Raw genomic sequence first — 17,134 nt, forward strand, 5'->3', positions numbered from 1 at the left:
CCGGGAATAGGGATTGGTGCAGGCTTAGGCCATATTCAGGGGACAGCGTCAAGATTTTTAGGCCGAAACTAGCCCACAGGCCATATCCAGAGCAGCGCCGGTATGCTGACGAGGATGATCAGGAAAGATAGTGGCAGGCCGAGACGCGGATAATCGGAGAATTTGTAGCCGCCCGGACCGAATACCAGCGTGTTGCACTGGTGGCCGACGGGAGTGAGGAAATCGCAGCCCGCGCCGATCGCCACCGCCATCAGGAAGGCTTCCGGCTTGAAGCCGAGATTGGTGGCGAAGCTGGCGGCAATCGGCCCCATGACCAGCACGGTGGCGGCATTGTTGAGGAAGGGTGTCACGGCCATGGCGGTGATCAGGATAAGTCCGAGCGCGCCCCATGCCGGCAGCATGGCCGCCGCCTGACCCAGCCAGCCGGCAATCAGTTCGCTGCCGCCGCTTGTGCGTAGACTGTCCGAGACCGGGATCAGCGCCGCCAGCATGACGAGGATCGGGCCATCCACCGATTTGTAGAAATCGGTGAGCGGGATGGCACGGAAGACGACCATGCCGAGCGCTGCGGCAAAAAACGCGACCGGAACCGGCGCAAGGCCGACGGCGGTGGCGGCCATGGCGAGTGCCAGAATGATCAACGGAATGACGGCGCGGCGGCGGGTGCCGAGCAAGACCTCACGCTGGGCCAGCGGAAACAGCGAAAAATCCTGCATGATGCCCGGCATGTTCTTGCGAGACCCCTGCAGCACGATCACGTCGCCGGCCGCAAGCGTGAGCGTGCTGAGGCGTTCCTTCACCCGTTCGCCGTGGCGGCTGATGGCGAGAAGATTGACGCCGCGCGTGTAGGACAGCGCCAGTTCCTTGGCGGACAGGCCTTTCAGCGGCGATTCCTGACTGATGATCGCCTCGATGGAAATCACATCCGCCTGGTCCTTGCCGTTTTCCATCAGCGGCTTGCCGGAAAGCTGTAGTTTTGCGCCGGAGACAATGCGGTCTAGCGCCTTCGACGGGCCTTCCAGCAGCACGATATCGTTTTCGCGCAGTTTCAGATCCGGGAACGGCGCCATACGTGCATGCCCACGCAGAACAGCGTTGGCGATTACCTCGCCATCTCCGAGTTTCAGCAGTTCGCCCAATGCCTTTTCCAGCACGGTGGATTGCGGCGTGATCGTCACTTCGGACGTGTAATTGCTGATCTCTACCGCCTCTTCCAGCGAGTGTGTCTGCTTGGTGCGGCTCGGCACCAGCCAGTGGAAGAACAGCAGGAAGGTAATGCCGACAACGCAGAGGATGACACCCATCGGGGTGAAATCGAACATGGTGAAGGACTGGCCGGTCAGTTCTTCGCGGATGCGCGACACGACGATGTTGGGAGAGGTGCCGATCTGCGTCATCAAACCGCCGAGCAGGGCGGAAAACGCCATCGGCATCAGGTATTTCGATGGCGACACGCCGGATTTCTTGGCGAACTGGAAGGCGACCGGCATCATGATCGCCAACGCGCCGATATTCTTGATGAAGGCGGACAAAAGCGCCACCACGATCATCAGCAGTGCCATCTGGGTATGCAGCGCATTGAGGTTGGGAAAGAACTTCTTGATTGCCGTATCGACGATGCCGGAACGGGCGACGCCCGCCGAGACGATCAGCGCCGAACCGACAATGATGACGATATCATCGGAAAAGCCGGAAAAGGCCTTGTCGAATGGTACCACGCCCACGGTCACGGCCAGAACCAGCGCGCAACAGGCGACGACGTCATACCGAAAGCGATCCCAGATGAAGACGGCCATCATCGCCGCAATCACGGCAAAGGCGAGGATCTGCTGAGTTGTCATGGGGCTCCGGGGGGTGGTCGAGGCATGGAAGTGGCGAGATAATGCCTCAATGAAAAAAATGTTTCAAACAACTGCGCATGGTTGAGGGTTTTTACCGTGCTGGACAATGGGTAGCCAAGGAATAAAGTGCGCCCATTCGCATTGCCGCATCAGGAGATTTCCATGGCCGATATTCTGTCCATCCCCGTCACGCTGGCCGACGGGCGTCAGACAGCGCTCTCCGAGTACAAGGGCAAGGTCATCATGGTCGTCAATGTCGCCTCCAAATGCGGCCTGACCAAACAGTATGAGGGGCTGGAAAAGCTTTATGAGGACAAGCAGGCTGAAGGTCTGGTGATTGCCGCCTTTCCGGCCAACAATTTCAAGGAGCAGGAACCGGGCACGGATGCGGAAATCGTCGAATTCTGCCAGCTGACCTATGATGTGAAATTTCCGATTTTTTCCAAGATCTCGGTGAAGGGTCGCGACCAGCATCCGCTCTACAAGGCGCTGACATCCATTGACCTGCCGACGACCGGCGATGGTCCGATGAAGGAACGCCTGCGCTCGCTGGGGCTGGAACTGCAGGATGGCGGCGAGATCGTCTGGAATTTCGAAAAATTCCTGATCGGCCGCGATGGTCGAGTGGTCGCGCGCTTTGCACCGGATGTGGAGCCGCAGGACAGCTGTGTGGTCGACGCGGTGGAGCGGGAACTGGCGAAGGGGTGAGTTTCTGGGTGTCTTGATGGAGTATAGCATAAATGCTATATAGCATCCATGAGATGGATCGTTGACACGCACGAGCGGCTGATCCCGAGATCGAGGCTTTGCCGCCCGGTCTTCAGGCGCGCCTTATCCGTCTTATCGAATTGATCGAGAATGTTGGTCTGGACAAGCTCCATGAACCGCATGTGAAGCATCTTGAAGGCAAGCTTTGGGAGCTTCGTGCGAAAGCGTCGGAGGGAATTGCGCGCGGTATTTATGTGACGGTGACAGGGCGAAAAGTTCTGGTCCTGCACGTGTTCGTCAAGAAAACACAGAAGATGCCACCGCGTGCTCTCGCGATTGCCAGGCAACGAATGAAGGAAGTGAAGCCATGACCCGGATAGCAGAACTCAAGAAAAAGCTGATGGCGAACCCGGAGTTCCGTGCGGAATATGAGAAGGCGGATGCGGAATTCAGCCTGATCGAGGCGCTCGTTCGTGCCCGCAGCAATGCCAATCTCTCGCAGGCTGAGCTTGCGAAGAAGATCGGCACCACTCAATCCGCCATTGCAAGGCTGGAAGGTGGCGGTGTTTCGCCATCGCTTTCGACGTTACGGCGTTATGCGAGCGCTACGGGTTCTAGATTGGAAATCAACTTGATATCGGAATGAAGAAGGGCGCCTCGCGGCGCCCTTCTCGTTTCATCAATGCAGCGTCTGATCGCCGCTCGTTTTCTTCTTTTTGGCGTTACGCGAGACCATGTTCAAAATCTCGACCAGCGCAGAGAAGGCCATGGCGGCGTAGATGTAGCCCTTCGGCACGTGCACGCCAAAACCTTCGGCGATCAGCGTCGCGCCGATCATCAAGAGGAAGCCCAGAGCCAGCATGACGATGGTCGGGTTCTTTTCGATGAAGTTGGCGAGCGGGTTTGCTGCCAGCAGCATGACGGTGACGGCGGCAACGACGGCGACGATCATGATCGGCAGGTGCGGCGTCATGCCGACGGCGGTGATGATGCTGTCGATCGAGAACACCAGGTCGAGGATGAGGATCTGGGTGATGGCGGCCGAGAAGGTGATCTGCACGGCCTTTTCGCCGGCGCCGACCATGTCTTCCTTGTGGTCGACCGGATCGACGCTGTGGTGGATCTCCTTGGTCGCCTTGTAGAGCAGGAACAGGCCGCCGGCGATCAGGATCATGTCCTTCCACGAGAAGGGATGGCCAAACACCTCGAAAACCGGGTTGGTGAGCTGGACGATCCAGGCAACGGTGCCGAGCAGGCCGAGACGCATGACGAGTGCCAGGCCGATACCGATCTTGCGTGCCTTGTCGCGGTGTTCCGGCGGCAGCTTGTTGGTGAGGATCGAGATGAAGATGAGGTTGTCGATGCCGAGAACCACCTCCATGACGACAAGGGTGACGAGCGCGACCCAGGCGGTGGGATCCTGGATAAGCAGCATGATGTCCTGCATGGGGGAGCGTTCTCCTGAAACGGCGTGACGTATTGGACAAGGTATATTGCCGCCGATTTCAGAGAAACAAGCGCGCGTGATGCATATACGCACGCTCCATGACTGTTATTCCGCAGGCAGTTCTGTTTTTTTCTGTCCGTACGCGGCCATGAAAACATGGATGGCGCCGCGGATGACGCGTTCAATCTCTTCGCGGGGCGGGGCTTCCGGCATGGTGCCGAACAGGCGGAACTTGAAGAAGCTGCCGCTGGCGAGATCGAGGAACTGTCCGGCTGCGAGGTCTATGTCGTCGATCCTGAGAGAGCCGGCCTCGACATGCAGCGTCAGGAAATCAATCAACACGGTGCGCAAATTCTGCGGGCCACGGAAAAAGCGGGCGCAGAGATCGGGCATACGCTCGCGCACGCCGAGCACGGTGCGCATGGCAGTGATGATCTTGTCATCGGTCAGGTGTTCGAGGAACTTGATGCCGAATTCGCGCAGTCCGGTTTCGACATTCTCGTTGTCTTTCAACACGGTGCGCAGTGCTGCCAGGAAGGCGGCGCGCTCGCGCTCCACCATGGCGACGAACAGGTCTTCCTTGTTGTCGAAATAGACGTAGATCGTGCCTTTCGACACGCCGGCCTCGCGGGTGATGTCGTTCATGCTGGCGGCGTCGAAACCTTTTTGCATGAACACGCGTTTAGCACCGTCGACGATCTGCTCGCGCTTTGCCGGGTCGGAGCCTGCGGCAAAACGGCCCGATGTCGCGGAGGCTTCAGCAACCGGCAATGTCTTCGAACTGTCCATTTTACCTTTTTTCATCATTTCGAACCGATCGGTTCGATTGGCCCTTGATATGTGTTTTGCAAAGTTCTAAGTCAAGCCCGATTAAACCGATCGGTTCGATTGGTGCCCCGCTCTCCCTATGTAGATGGTCGATACCATGAACGCATCTCAAAATTCCGGTGCCAAGCGTGCCGTAAAGCTCGAAGCTGTCGAAGACGACAAGGCCGAAGCCCGCACGGAAGCCCCGGCCAATGCGCCGACAGCGCCCACGGCGACGGCTGCGGCAACCGCCGAGCAGAAAACCGAGCCGAAGAAAAAGAAGCGCGGTGTGGTTCTGCCGATCGTTGTGCTGGCGCTTCTCGCCGGTGGTGCATGGTATGGTTATGAATGGTGGACGACCGGCCGTTTTATGGTTTCCACCGATGATGCCTATATCGAAGGTGATATCGCCACGATCACGCCGAAGGTGACGGCCTTCGTTTCCAAGGTCAACGTCGTTGCCAACCAGCAGGTCAAGGCCGGCGACACACTGTTGACGCTTGATGACGGCGATTACCAGAATGCACTCGATCAGGCGAATGCCGCCATCGAAACGCAAAAACTGTCGCTGACGCGCATCGATGCGCAGATCGCCGCTGGCAATGCCAGTGTCGAGCAGGCTGAAGCCCAGCAGGTTGCCTTGCAGGCGGCCGTTCGCGGTGCCGAAATCACCCAGAAGCGTCAGGCCGAATTGCAGGCGAAGTCGGCCGGCACTGCCGCCGATCTCGACAGCGCCAATATCGCGCTCGACCAGGCGAAGGCCAACCTTGTCGGTGGTCAGGCAGCCATTGCCAGCGCGCAGGCCAATATCAAGATCCTCGACGCCCAGAAGCGCGAAGCCGAGGGGCAGATCCGCACATTGGAACTGCAGCGCGACAAGGCGGCCCGCGATCTCTCCTTCACCATCCTGAAGGCGCCGTATGACGGTGTCGTCGGCAATCGTTCGGTGCAGGAAGGCGATCTCGTTTCTTCCGGTCAGCGGCTGATGGCGCTGGTGCCGACACGCCAGCTTTATATCGACGCCAATTTCAAGGAAACGCAGATCCAGCATCTGGAGCCGGGCGCACACGTGAAGGTGCATGTCGATGCCTATAGCGACGATGCGATCACCGGCACGGTGGAGTCCATCTCGCCGGCCTCCGGCTCGGTCTTCTCGCTGCTGCCGCCGGAAAACGCCACGGGCAACTTTACCAAGATCATCCAGCGCGTGCCGGTGCGTATCGCCCTGCCGCAGGATGCGCTTGATAGCGGCCGTCTGCGCGCGGGCTTGAGCGTCGTCGTCGATGTCGACACGCGCACGGCACCGCAGAACTAAGCACTGGCTCTGATGATCTAACGGCCCTTGATCGGGCGGAGGTGGTCCCATGGCTGGGAGCGCAACGACAACTGCAGGATCTGCGCCTGCGGCAGCCATGCCGGCGGATGCTCCCATGGACCGGAGAAAGCTGATCGCTTTTTTCGCCATGGTGCTCGGCATGTTCATGTCGATCCTCGATATCCAGATCGTTTCGGCATCCTTGTCGGAAATCCAGGCCGGCCTTTCCGCCGGTTCGGACGAGATCGGCTGGGTGCAGACATCCTACCTGATCGCGGAGGTCATCATGATCCCGCTTTCGGGCACGCTCGCGCGTATCGTCTCGACGCGGTATCTGTTCGCCTTTTCGGCGGCCGGTTTCACCATTGCCAGCGCGCTTTGCGCGACGGCGACGAATATCGACCAGATGATCGTCTACCGCGCCATTCAGGGATTTATCGGCGGCGGCATGATCCCGTCGGTGTTTGCTGCGGCCTTCACGATCTTCCCGCCGTCGAAACGCGCCATCGTCTCGCCGATCATCGGCCTGATTGCCACGCTTGCGCCGACCATCGGACCGACGGTCGGCGGTTATCTGTCCCATGCCTTCTCGTGGCACTGGCTGTTTCTGGTCAACATCATTCCCGGCATCATCGTGTCGATCGTCACCTGGAATTTCATCGATTTCGACAAGCCCGAACTGTCGCTGTTCAAGAAATTCGACTGGTGGGGCCTTGCCGCCATGGGCGTGTTCCTCGGCGGGCTGGAATATGTGCTGGAAGAGGGCAATTCCAACGACTGGTTCAACGACCACATGATCGTCATCGGCGCGATCGCCTCGGGTATCGGTGCCATCGTGTTCTTCTACAGGGCCTTTACCTCGGAATTTCCGGTGGTGGACCTGACCGCCTTTGCCAACCGAAACTTTGCCTTCGGTTCGATCTTTTCCTTCGTCATGGGCATCGGGCTTTATGGCCTGACCTATATCTATCCGGTCTATCTCGGCCGCATCCGTGGTTATGACAGTCTGATGATCGGCGAGACCATGTTCGTTTCGGGTCTGGCGATGTTCTTCACCGCGCCAATTGCGGGCAAGCTTTCGACCGTGATGGACCTGCGGGCGATGATGGTGATGGGCTTCATCAGCTTTGCTGCCGGCACCTATATCATGACCGGCATCACCGCCGACTGGGACTTCTATGAGCTGTTCATCCCGCAGATCCTGCGCGGTTTCGGGCTTATGATGTGCATGGTGCCGATCAACAATATCGCGCTTGGTACGTTGCCGCCCGCCCGTATCCGTGGTGCGTCCGGCCTGTTCAACCTGACGCGCAACCTCGGTGGTGCCGTCGGCCTGGCCATCATCAGCACGCTCCTGTCCAACCGTCAGGACGTGCATTACGAACGGCTGCGCGAAAACCTCGATTGGGGCAATCAGGCGGCGGTGAACCAGTTGAACAGCATGGCCGCCAATCTGAATTCCTACGGTCTCGATGGAGCAACAGGCGCCATCAAGCAGATGGTGCAGATGGCAACCAAGCAGGCTGTGGTGATGTCGTTCAGTGATGTCTTCATGATCCTCACCGTGTTGTTCGGCATGATGATTTTGGGTGTTGCTGCAATCTCCAAGCCTGCGCCGCAAGGTGGCGGAGGTGGTGGCGGCGGCCACTGATTTATCGAAGAATCCACCGCGCGTATCGGGGTCGCTGTTGTCTACAGCGGCCCCGTTTTGCTGTTTACGCCCGCTCCGCGCACCAAAAATCTGATTTACGTACCTCAGCTTTTTCGCTACCACACGGGCGGAGGAGTGCGCATGAAGCCGACGGTCCATGACATCGCCAGAAGTGCGGGCGTCAGCCTTGCCACCGTCGACCGTGTGCTGAACGCCCGGCCGGGCGTGCGCGAAGGCACACGCGTAAAGGTCGAGGAGGCGATTGCCGCCCTCGGTTATGTGCGCGATGTTGCTGCCGCCAATCTCGCCAAGAGCCGTGTTTATCCCTTCGTCTTCATCCTGCCGGTCAACGAAAACCCCTTCATGGCAGGCCTGCGCCGCGAGGTGGAAGAGGCGATTGCCCGTTCGGGTGTGGAGCGTACGCGGATTGAAGTGATCGATGTGCCGGCGCTGGAAAGTGCAGCCCTCGTTGCCGCGCTGGACAAGGTGGCGGCAGGCGATGCCGCCGGTGTCGCTTTCGTTGCCGTCGATGCGCCTGACGTGCGCGAGGCAGCGGGCCGTGTTGCCGCCGCCGGTATTCCGATGGTGACGCTGGTTTCCGATCTCAGCCAATCGCCGCGCGATCATTATGCCGGTATCGACAATATCGCCGCCGGGCGCACCGCCGCCACGCTGATGGGGCGCTTTCTAGGGGCGCGGCAAGGAAAAATCGTGCCGCTGGCCGGTTCCTTGATGGTGCGCGACCACCGCGAGCGTCTTGAAGGGTTTTCCGCCGTCATGGTGCAGGATTTTCCGCATTTTACGCTGCTTCCCGCTGTCGAAGGCAGGGATGACGCGGCGCTGGTGGAAAAGCTGATGGGCGATGTGCTGCGGCAGCATCCGGATATCTGTGGCATCTACAGTCTTGGTGCGGGCAATAGCGGTCTTCTGCCGGTGCTGGAAGCGCAGCCACTTTCGCCTGCGCCCGTGGTGATCCTGCACGAACTGACGCAAGCAACCGGTGCGGCTCTGCAAAACGGCACCATTGACGCCGTGCTCAACCAGGATGCCGGGCACGAGGTGCGCAGCGCCATTCGCGTCTTGAAGGCGAAGGCCGATGGCCTACCTGTCATCGCCGCGCAGGAACGTATTCGCATAGACATTTTCTTGAAGGACAACCTGCCGTAACGGCGGGAGGAAAGGAAACAGCATGTATCTCGGTCTCGATCTCGGCACGTCCGGCGTCAAGGCGCTGCTTATCGATGGCGATCAGAAGATCATCGGTTCGGCCAATGGTTCGCTCGATGTGTCGCGTCCGCATCCCGGCTGGTCGGAACAGGACCCGGAGCACTGGGTGCGTGCCACCAAGGAAGCGGTTGCCGGGCTGAAACAAAAGTTCCCGAAGGAACTGGCGGCAGTCAAAGGCATCGGCCTTTCCGGCCAGATGCATGGCGCGACGCTGCTGGATGCCGATGACAAGGTTTTGCGCCCCTGCATCCTGTGGAACGACACGCGTTCACACAAGGAAGCAGCCGCGCTCGATGCCAATCCGATCTTCCGCAAGCTGACCGGCAATATCGTATTCCCCGGGTTCACCGCGCCAAAACTGGCATGGGTGAAGAACAACGAGCCCGACATCTTTGCCAAGGTCGCCAAGGTGCTTTTGCCGAAAGACTTTTTGCGTCTTTGGCTGACCGGCGAGCATATTTCGGAAATGTCCGATTCCGCTGGCACTTCCTGGCTCGACACCGGTGCTCGCAAATGGTCGGCGGAGCTTCTGGCTGCGACCGATCTTTCCGAAAAGCAGATGCCGTCGCTGGTGGAAGGCACGGATCAGGCGGGAAAACTGCGCGGCGAACTGCTTGCCGAATGGGGCATGGCGGACGGTGTCGTCGTTGCCGGCGGGGCAGGGGACAATGCCGCGTCTGCCATCGGCATGGGTACGGTCAGCCACGGCGCTGCCTTCGTGTCGCTCGGCACATCCGGTGTGCTGTTTGCCGCCACCGACAGCTACCTGCCGAAGCCGGAAAGCGCCGTGCATGCCTTCTGCCACGCGCTACCGAAAACGTGGCACCAGATGGGTGTCATCCTTTCGGCCACCGATGCGCTCAACTGGCATTCGGAGGTCAGCGGCAAGCCCGCCGCCGATCTGGTGGCGGAACTCGGCGAGACGCTGAAGGCGCCGTCCGGCGTGACCTTCCTGCCGTATCTTTCCGGCGAACGCACGCCGCACAACGATGCCGTCATTCGTGGTGCCTTCCTCGGTCTGGAACATGAATCGAGCCGTGCGGTGCTGACGCAGGCCGTGCTGGAAGGCGTCACCTTCGCCATCCGTGACAATCTCGAAGCGCTGAAATCGGCGGGCACGCAGATCGAACGGGTCACCGCCATCGGCGGCGGTTCGCGCTCGCGCTACTGGCTGGCCTCGATCGCCACCTCGCTCGGCGTGCCGGTGGATATTCCGGCCGATGGCGATTTCGGTGCCGCTTTCGGTGCAGCCCGTCTTGGCCTGATTGCTGCCACGGGTGCCGATCCGGTTGCCGTCTGCACCGCACCGAAGACGGAAACGACCATCGATCCGGTCTCCGGCCTGAGCGAGGGTTATGAGGCGGCCTACGCCCGTTACCGCGCAGCGTATCCAGCCATCCGGGCGTTGGCCGGCTGATTTCTCAACGGAGCGATCCCCTCACGCGGTGAGTGCCGAAACCTCACCGCCAAATGATCTCAAAACTGAATATCGCTGCCCTGCGGCGACTTTTATCTTGCAATGAGGTACGTACGTCATATTATGATTTACGTACCTCAAATTTATGCATAAACATTGCAGTCATCTTTTCAGGGAGGAGACCCATATGAAAACCGGCTTTTTCGGCGATATCCAGAAGATCAAATATGAAGGCCCGGACAGCACCAATCCGCTGGCCTATCGTTTCTACAATCCCGACGAGATCGTCGCCGGCAAGCGGCTGGAGGATCATCTTCGTTTCGCTGTCGCCTATTGGCATTCGTTTGCCTGGGAAGGCGGCGACCCCTTTGGCGGCCGCACGTTCGATCGCCCCTGGTACGACGGCGAGATGGAGAAGGCCAAGCTGAAGGCCGATGTCGCCTTCGAAATGTTCTCGCTGCTCGGCGCGCCCTATTACTGCTTCCACGATGCCGACGTGCGTCCCGAAGGCAAGACCTTTGCAGAAAACACGAAGAACCTCGAAGAGATCGTCGACTACTTTGCCCAAAAGCAGGAAGAGACCGGCGTAAAGCTGCTTTGGGGCACGGCCAACCTGTTCTCCAACCGCCGTTTCATGTCGGGCGCATCCACCAATCCCGACCCGGATGTGTTTGCTTATTCGGCTGCCACCATCAAGACCTGCATGGACGCCACGCAGAAACTTGGCGGCGAAAACTATGTTCTGTGGGGCGGTCGCGAGGGTTACGAAACGCTGCTCAACACCGACCTTTCCCGCGAATTCGACCAGATGGCGCGCATGCTGCACATGGTGGTCGATTACAAGCACAAGATCGGCTTCAAGGGCGCCATTCTCGTCGAGCCGAAACCGCAGGAACCGACCAAACACCAGTACGATTACGACGTCGCCACGGTCTACGGTTTCTTGAAGAAATACGGCCTCGAAAACGAGGTGAAGATGAATATTGAACAGGGCCACGCCATTCTGGCCGGCCACACGTTCGAGCATGAACTGGCGCTCGCCAATGCGCACGGCATCTTCGGTTCGATCGACATGAACCGCAACGACTACCAGTCCGGCTGGGATACCGACCAGTTCCCCAACAATGTGCCGGAAATGGCGCTCGCCTATTATCAGGTCCTGCTGGCGGGCGGCTTCACCACCGGTGGCACCAATTTCGACAGCAAACTGCGCCGCCAGTCGATCGATCCCGAAGATCTGCTGATCGGCCATATCGGCGGTATGGATTCTTGCGCGCGCGGTCTGAAAGCTGCGGCGAAGATGCTGGAGGATGGCGCGCTGTCGAAGCCGCTGGCCGAGCGTTATGCCAAGTGGGACAGCCCGGACGCGCAAAAGATGTTGCGCGGTGAGTACAAGCTGGAAGAGCTTGCCGCCAAGGTGGAGCGCGAAAACATCAATCCCGAGCCGAAATCGGGTCGTCAGGAATTTCTGGAAAACGTCGTCAACCGTTACGTTTGATCGGCGGCTAAAGCGCATTTACGGGCAGAAACGAAATTCGTTTCTGCCCGTAAATATTTGAAGTTCATAATAGGCTGACCCGCGCCAGAAGCCCGACGCCTCTCATGAAGAGGGTCCGCCGCGCCGGGCCTCGGCTGCGATTTCAGTCAAATGCAATTTATATTAGAATAAACTAATTCGTCAACGGAAATGCGCGCAAAGATTGTTGATAATCTGTCATCTTATGTGCTCACATTTGGTTGAGGCTTGATCAACAATTCCTGCTTTACGTACCTCATAATCTTGGCTAGCCTCCACATTCAGGAGGACTATCAATGCATTCGACCGCTTGCGAGGAGGCTGGCGTTCGATCTGCGTTTCCGTTTAAACGCGTATCGACGCATCTGAATTTGGTGGCCTGCCCATGAGCGTTTTTGCGCCCGGGGGAGCGACGGATCATGCCGTGCCGCTGCTGGAAGGCGCCGGCCTTTCCAAGACTTTTGGCATTGTCGACGTCTTGAAGGATATCGACCTGACCGTGCGGGCAGGCGAGGTTCACGCCATTATCGGCGAAAACGGTGCCGGCAAGTCGACGCTGATGAAGATCCTCGCCGGCAATCACCAGCCGACCCGTGGCGAGCTGCGCATCGATGGCAAGCCCGTGAGCTTTGCCGGGCCGGTGGATGCGGAAGAACACGGCATCGTGCTGGTGCATCAGGAAATCCTGCTGGCCCCGGACCTGACGGTTGCGCAGAACATCTATCTCGGCCGCGAACTCGGCAAAGGCCTGGCACTCGATGACCGGGCAATGAACGAGGGCGCCGCCAGGGCGGTTCGTGATCTTGGGGGCGATCTCGATCCGAATGCCATCGTTTCCCGCCTCTCCATTGCGCAAAGGCAGCTGGTGCAGATCGCCCGCGTGCTGTTGGTGCCGCATCGCATCGTCATTTTCGATGAGCCGACAGCTTCGCTGACGCCGCATGAGACCGAGGCGTTGCTGAACGTTATCCGCGACATCCGCGCCAAGGGCGTTGGTGTGCTCTACATTTCGCATCGCCTGCCGGAGGTGAAGGAGATCGCCGATCGCGTCACCGTGCTGCGTGATGGCCGGCTGGTGGCCTCGCATGAGACCTCCGAGCTTCAACCGGCCGATATGGCGCGGCTGATGGTCGGGCGCGATGTGGCCAAACTTTACCCCGACCGCCATGCGGCCGAGGCGCGCGAGACAGTTCTGAATGTCCAAAATTTCGATGTGCCGGGTTATGCGCAAAATGCCAGCTTCAACCTGCGCAAGGGCGAAATTTTAGGCTTCGCCGGGTTGATCGGCGCCGGTCGTACCGAACTGATGGAAGGTCTGGTGGGCCTGCGTCCGGGAAGAGGCAAAGTGACGTTTCGCGGTCATCCGGTCGCTTTCACCGGTGTCCATTCCAGCCTGAAAGCCGGCGTCGCCTATCTGTCGGAAGACCGCAAGGGCAAGGGCCTGCTTTTGACAAAAGACCTGCGCACCAACCTGACGCTGGCATCGCTCGGCAAATTCATTCGCGGGTTCCAGATCGATCGCCAACGCGAGAGCGATGCTCTGGACAAGGCGATCGAGGATTTTGATATCCGCACCGGCACGAAAAACATTCTCGCCGGCCAGCTTTCCGGTGGCAACCAGCAGAAACTGCTGCTGGCCAAGATGATGCTGCTCGATCCGCAGGTCGTCATCATCGACGAGCCGACGCGCGGCATCGATATCGGCAACAAGGAACAGATCTATAAATTCATCGCCAGTCTGGCCGGGGAAGGGCGCTCGATCATCGTCGTGTCCTCCGAAATGCCGGAGCTGATCGGCATCTGCGACCGCATCCATGTCATGCGCGCGGGCCGGATCGTTGGCGAAGTGGAAGGGGACCACATGAACGAAAACGAGATCGTGCAGCTGGCGACAGGTGTGAAAACCGGCGCGGGGGAAGCGGCATGAACGCGGTGGCAACGGACACGACCAAGGCGCCAAAGACCTCAAAAGACTGGGACATGGCCGCAATCGCGCCCTTCGTGGCGCTGGCGCTGCTGCTGGTGCTCGGGTATTTCGCCAACCCGAATTTCGTATCGGTCGCCAATCTCACCAATGTCATCACCCGCAGCGCCTTCATCGCCATCATCGCGCTGGGTGCCACCTATGTGATTTCATCGGGAGGGCTCGATCTTTCTGTCGGCGCGATGGTGGCTTTTGTCGCCAGCCTGATGATCCTGTTCATGAATTCCGGCGCGGTCGCCGATCCGATGCTGATGCTGATTACGGCGATGATGCTCGCGCTGATCCTTGGTGCTGCCTGCGGCTTGACCAACGGTTTGATCACCACGGTCGGCAAGATCGAGCCATTTATCGCCACGCTCGGCATGATGGGCATTTATCGCGGCCTGACGACATGGCTGAGCCAAGGCGGCTCGATCACCGTGCGCGACCGCGAATTGCAGCAGCTGTATCGCCCGGTCTATTTCGGCGATGTGTTCGGCATGCCGATCCCGATCATCGTGATTTTCGTGACCGCTGCCATCGCCGCTTTCGTGCTTTATCGCACCCGGTATGGCCGTCATGTGATTGCCGTCGGGTCCAATGAAGAAGTGGCGCGCTATTCCGGCATTTCCGTCAAAAAGGTGCGCACGATTGCCTATATCATTCAGGGCCTGTGCGTTGCCGTTGCCGTGATCATCTATGTGCCGCGTCTGGGTTCGACCTCGGCAACGACCGGCATTCTGTGGGAATTGCAGGCGATCACCGCCGTCGTTGTTGGTGGCACGGCGCTTCGGGGTGGCGTCGGCCGTATCTGGGGCACGATCTGCGGGGCGTTCATTCTGGAAATTGTCGGCAACATCATGCTGCTTTCCAATTTTGTCAGCGAATATCTGATCGGCGCGATCCAGGGAGCGATCATCATCATCGCCATGCTGGTACAGCGTACGCTGATGCGGAAATAGCGGGTTTTAGGGTTACGCCGGGCCATCTGGGGCGGGTCCGGTCGGGAGGAGAGACCCCGTTCATCTTGGGAGAGAGAACATGCGCAGAAGAACTTTTGGGATTGCCGCAGCGGCACTGGCCGCCTCGGTGGTGATGGCACCCACGCTCAGCTGGGCGCAGGAAGCAAAAAAGGTAACGATCGGCGTGTCCATTCCGGCGGCCGACCATGGCTGGACGGCTGGCGTGGTGTTCCATGCCGAACGTGTCGCCAAGCTGTTGATGACCGAACATCCGGGGCTCAACGTCATCGTGAAAACATCGGCAGATCCGGCAAGCCAGGCCAATGCCGTGCAGGATCTGGCCGTTCAGGGCATCGATGCGCTGGTCATCCTGCCGACCGATCCGGATCAGCTGGTTTCGGCCATCCAGCAGGTCAAGGATGACGGAAAATTCGTGGCGCTGGTCGACCGCGCGCCTTCCGTCAACGACAACACCATCCGCGATCTCTATGTGGCCGGCAACAATCCGGCGCTTGGTGAAGTCGCCGGCAAATACATTGCCGAAACCACGCCGGAAGCCGAAGTCGTCATCATTCGCGGCCTGCCGATCCCGATCGACCAGCAGCGTCAGGACGGTTTCGACAAGGGCATCGAAGGCTCGAAAGTCAAGGTTCTCGATCGCCAGTACGGCAACTGGAGCCGCGACGACGCCTTTCGCGTGATGCAGGATTATCTCACCAAATATCCGAAGATCGACGTGGTCTGGTGCCAGGATGACGACATGGCTGTCGGCGTGCTGGAGGCCATCGAGCAGGCCAAGCGCACCGACATCCAGTATGTCGTCGGTGGTGCCGGTTCCAAGGACATGATCAAGCGCGTCATGGATGGCGACAAGATGATGCCGGTCGACGTGCTTTACCCGCCGGCCATGGTGGCGACAGCCATGCAGCTCACGGCCGGCGGTTTCTACGATCAGGTCCCGGTCAGCGGCGAATACATTCTCGATGCCACGCTGGTGACCAAGGATAACGCCAAGGAATTCTATTTCCCTGACTCGCCGTTCTGACCGGCCTTTTTCGAGCGCGCATGGTTGTTTGCCGGCGCGCTCGTTCCATGTTCTGAAGTGTATAAGCGGAGGTATTTTTGATGAAGACGATCAAGGGACCGGGCATCTTTCTCGGCCAGTTTGCAGGTGACGCGGCACCGTTCAACACCTGGGACGGCATCACCAAATGGGCGGCCGACAAGGGGTATCTCGGCGTGCAGGTGCCCACATGGGCGAGCCAGCTGATCGACCTGAAAAAGGCTTCGACCTCCAAGGATTATTGCGACGAACTGGCCGGTGTGGCGCGTGAAAACGGCGTGGAGATCACCGAGCTTTCCACCCATCTGCAAGGCCAGCTGGTCGCGGTGCATCCGGCTTATGACGAGGCTTTCGACGGGTTTGCCGTGCCGGAAGTGCGTGGCAATCCGAAAGCACGGCAGGAATGGGCAGTCGAGCAGGTCAAGATGGCGATCACCGCCTCGAAACATCTCGGCATCGGTGCGCATGCGACCTTTTCCGGGGCGCTGGCATGGCCCTACATCTATCCGTGGCCGCAGCGGCCGGCCGGACTGGTGGAAACGGCTTTCGACGAACTGGCAAGGCGCTGGACGCCGATACTCGACCATGCCGATGCCAACGGCGTCGATATAGCTTACGAAATCCATCCGGGTGAAGACCTTCATGACGGCGTCACCTTCGAGATGTTTCTGGAGCGCGTGAAAAACCATCCGCGCGCCAACATGCTCTACGATCCGTCGCATTACGTGCTGCAATGCCTCGATTATCTCGACAATATCGACATCTACAAGGACCGGATAAAAATGTTCCACGTCAAGGACGCGGAATTCAATCCGACCGGCCGGCAGGGCGTTTATGGCGGTTATCAGGGCTGGGTAGAGCGCGCCGGCCGGTTCCGCTCACTCGGCGACGGACAGGTGGATTTCGGCGCGGTCTTTTCCAAGATGGCGGCCAACGATTTTGACGGCTGGGCCGTGGTCGAGTGGGAATGCGCGCTGAAGCATCCGGAGGATGGCGCGCGAGAAGGGTCGGAATTCGTCAAGGCGCATATCATTCGGGTGACGGAACACGCATTCGACGACTTTGCCGCCGGCGGTACGGATGACGCGGCGAATAGGCGGATGCTGGGGCTTTAAGGGGACTGATAGGTTGCCCCTCACCAAGAGCGCAGCATGCTGCGCTTCACCCTCTTCCCCGTAGGTGGGCAGGGTGATTGCATATGGAGTGCCAAGGGCGCG

15 protein-coding genes are annotated in these 17,134 nt (G+C 59.3%); 12 read left to right on the forward strand and 3 right to left on the reverse strand.

All coding sequences use genetic code 11. The features are described from left to right. Nucleotides 1–68 precede the first annotated feature (68 nt). The gene (locus J2T09_RS03840; protein ID WP_306831272.1) at nucleotides 69–1,841 is read right to left on the reverse strand and encodes an SLC13 family permease; all 1,773 of its coding nucleotides are present in this window, start codon (nucleotides 1,839–1,841) and stop codon (nucleotides 69–71) included. A 162-nt stretch (nucleotides 1,842–2,003) separates the two neighbouring features. On the opposite strand from J2T09_RS03840, the gene J2T09_RS03845 reads away from it, so the two are divergent. From J2T09_RS03845 to J2T09_RS03855, 3 genes are all read left to right on the forward strand, one after another. Continuing rightward, complete coding sequence (locus J2T09_RS03845) at nucleotides 2,004–2,549, forward strand: glutathione peroxidase (protein ID WP_306831274.1); 546 nt, start codon at nucleotides 2,004–2,006, stop codon at nucleotides 2,547–2,549. 98 nt (nucleotides 2,550–2,647) lie between these two features. Beyond that, a complete protein-coding gene (locus J2T09_RS03850; RefSeq protein WP_306831277.1) occupies nucleotides 2,648–2,920 on the forward strand; it encodes a type II toxin-antitoxin system RelE/ParE family toxin in 273 nt (90 codons plus the stop codon). Next, on the forward strand, nucleotides 2,917–3,195 hold the full coding sequence (locus tag J2T09_RS03855; RefSeq protein WP_306831279.1) for a helix-turn-helix domain-containing protein: 279 nt from the start codon (nucleotides 2,917–2,919) through the stop codon (nucleotides 3,193–3,195). The genes J2T09_RS03850 and J2T09_RS03855 overlap by 4 nt, the downstream gene beginning before the upstream one ends. A gap of 33 nt (nucleotides 3,196–3,228) precedes the next feature. Here J2T09_RS03855 and J2T09_RS03860 read toward each other — a convergent pair whose 3' ends face one another. Both J2T09_RS03860 and J2T09_RS03865 read right to left on the reverse strand, forming a co-directional pair. Then, nucleotides 3,229–3,996: a TerC family protein gene (locus J2T09_RS03860; protein ID WP_306831281.1), complete on the reverse strand. Its 768-nt coding sequence runs from the start codon at nucleotides 3,994–3,996 to the stop codon at nucleotides 3,229–3,231. A 105-nt stretch (nucleotides 3,997–4,101) separates the two neighbouring features. Next, the gene (locus tag J2T09_RS03865) at nucleotides 4,102–4,785 is read right to left on the reverse strand and encodes a TetR/AcrR family transcriptional regulator (RefSeq protein ID WP_306831283.1); all 684 of its coding nucleotides are present in this window, start codon (nucleotides 4,783–4,785) and stop codon (nucleotides 4,102–4,104) included. A gap of 136 nt (nucleotides 4,786–4,921) precedes the next feature. Here J2T09_RS03865 and J2T09_RS03870 point away from each other — a divergent pair, with 136 nt between their 5' ends. The 9 genes from J2T09_RS03870 (at nucleotide 4,922) to J2T09_RS03910 (ending at nucleotide 17,032) form a co-directional block, all read left to right on the forward strand. Further along, complete coding sequence (locus J2T09_RS03870) at nucleotides 4,922–6,118, forward strand: HlyD family secretion protein (RefSeq protein WP_306831286.1); 1,197 nt, start codon at nucleotides 4,922–4,924, stop codon at nucleotides 6,116–6,118. 49 nt (nucleotides 6,119–6,167) lie between these two features. Next, nucleotides 6,168–7,769: a DHA2 family efflux MFS transporter permease subunit gene (locus tag J2T09_RS03875; RefSeq protein ID WP_306831288.1), complete on the forward strand. Its 1,602-nt coding sequence runs from the start codon at nucleotides 6,168–6,170 to the stop codon at nucleotides 7,767–7,769. A gap of 141 nt (nucleotides 7,770–7,910) precedes the next feature. Further along, nucleotides 7,911–8,936, forward strand: a complete 1,026-nt coding sequence (locus tag J2T09_RS03880; RefSeq protein WP_306831291.1) for a LacI family DNA-binding transcriptional regulator — start codon at nucleotides 7,911–7,913, stop codon at nucleotides 8,934–8,936. A gap of 22 nt (nucleotides 8,937–8,958) precedes the next feature. Beyond that, a complete protein-coding gene (gene xylB, locus J2T09_RS03885; protein WP_306831292.1) occupies nucleotides 8,959–10,413 on the forward strand; it encodes a xylulokinase in 1,455 nt (484 codons plus the stop codon). A 187-nt stretch (nucleotides 10,414–10,600) separates the two neighbouring features. Beyond that, on the forward strand, nucleotides 10,601–11,911 hold the full coding sequence (xylA, locus tag J2T09_RS03890; protein WP_306831296.1) for a xylose isomerase: 1,311 nt from the start codon (nucleotides 10,601–10,603) through the stop codon (nucleotides 11,909–11,911). A gap of 403 nt (nucleotides 11,912–12,314) precedes the next feature. Beyond that, nucleotides 12,315–13,856: a sugar ABC transporter ATP-binding protein gene (locus tag J2T09_RS03895; RefSeq protein WP_306831300.1), complete on the forward strand. Its 1,542-nt coding sequence runs from the start codon at nucleotides 12,315–12,317 to the stop codon at nucleotides 13,854–13,856. Next, nucleotides 13,853–14,854: an ABC transporter permease gene (locus J2T09_RS03900; RefSeq protein ID WP_306831302.1), complete on the forward strand. Its 1,002-nt coding sequence runs from the start codon at nucleotides 13,853–13,855 to the stop codon at nucleotides 14,852–14,854. The genes J2T09_RS03895 and J2T09_RS03900 overlap by 4 nt, the downstream gene beginning before the upstream one ends. A 79-nt stretch (nucleotides 14,855–14,933) precedes the next feature. Next, nucleotides 14,934–15,899, forward strand: a complete 966-nt coding sequence (locus tag J2T09_RS03905) for a substrate-binding domain-containing protein (protein WP_306831304.1) — start codon at nucleotides 14,934–14,936, stop codon at nucleotides 15,897–15,899. 80 nt (nucleotides 15,900–15,979) lie between these two features. Next, nucleotides 15,980–17,032 (forward strand): sugar phosphate isomerase/epimerase family protein, encoded by a 1,053-nt coding sequence (locus J2T09_RS03910; RefSeq protein WP_306831306.1) that lies wholly within the window; start codon nucleotides 15,980–15,982, stop codon nucleotides 17,030–17,032. Nucleotides 17,033–17,134: the final 102 nt, after the last annotated feature.

It is taken from the genome of Neorhizobium huautlense, assembly GCF_030811685.1.
Taxonomy (GTDB): Bacteria; Pseudomonadota; Alphaproteobacteria; order Rhizobiales; family Rhizobiaceae; genus Neorhizobium; species Neorhizobium huautlense_A.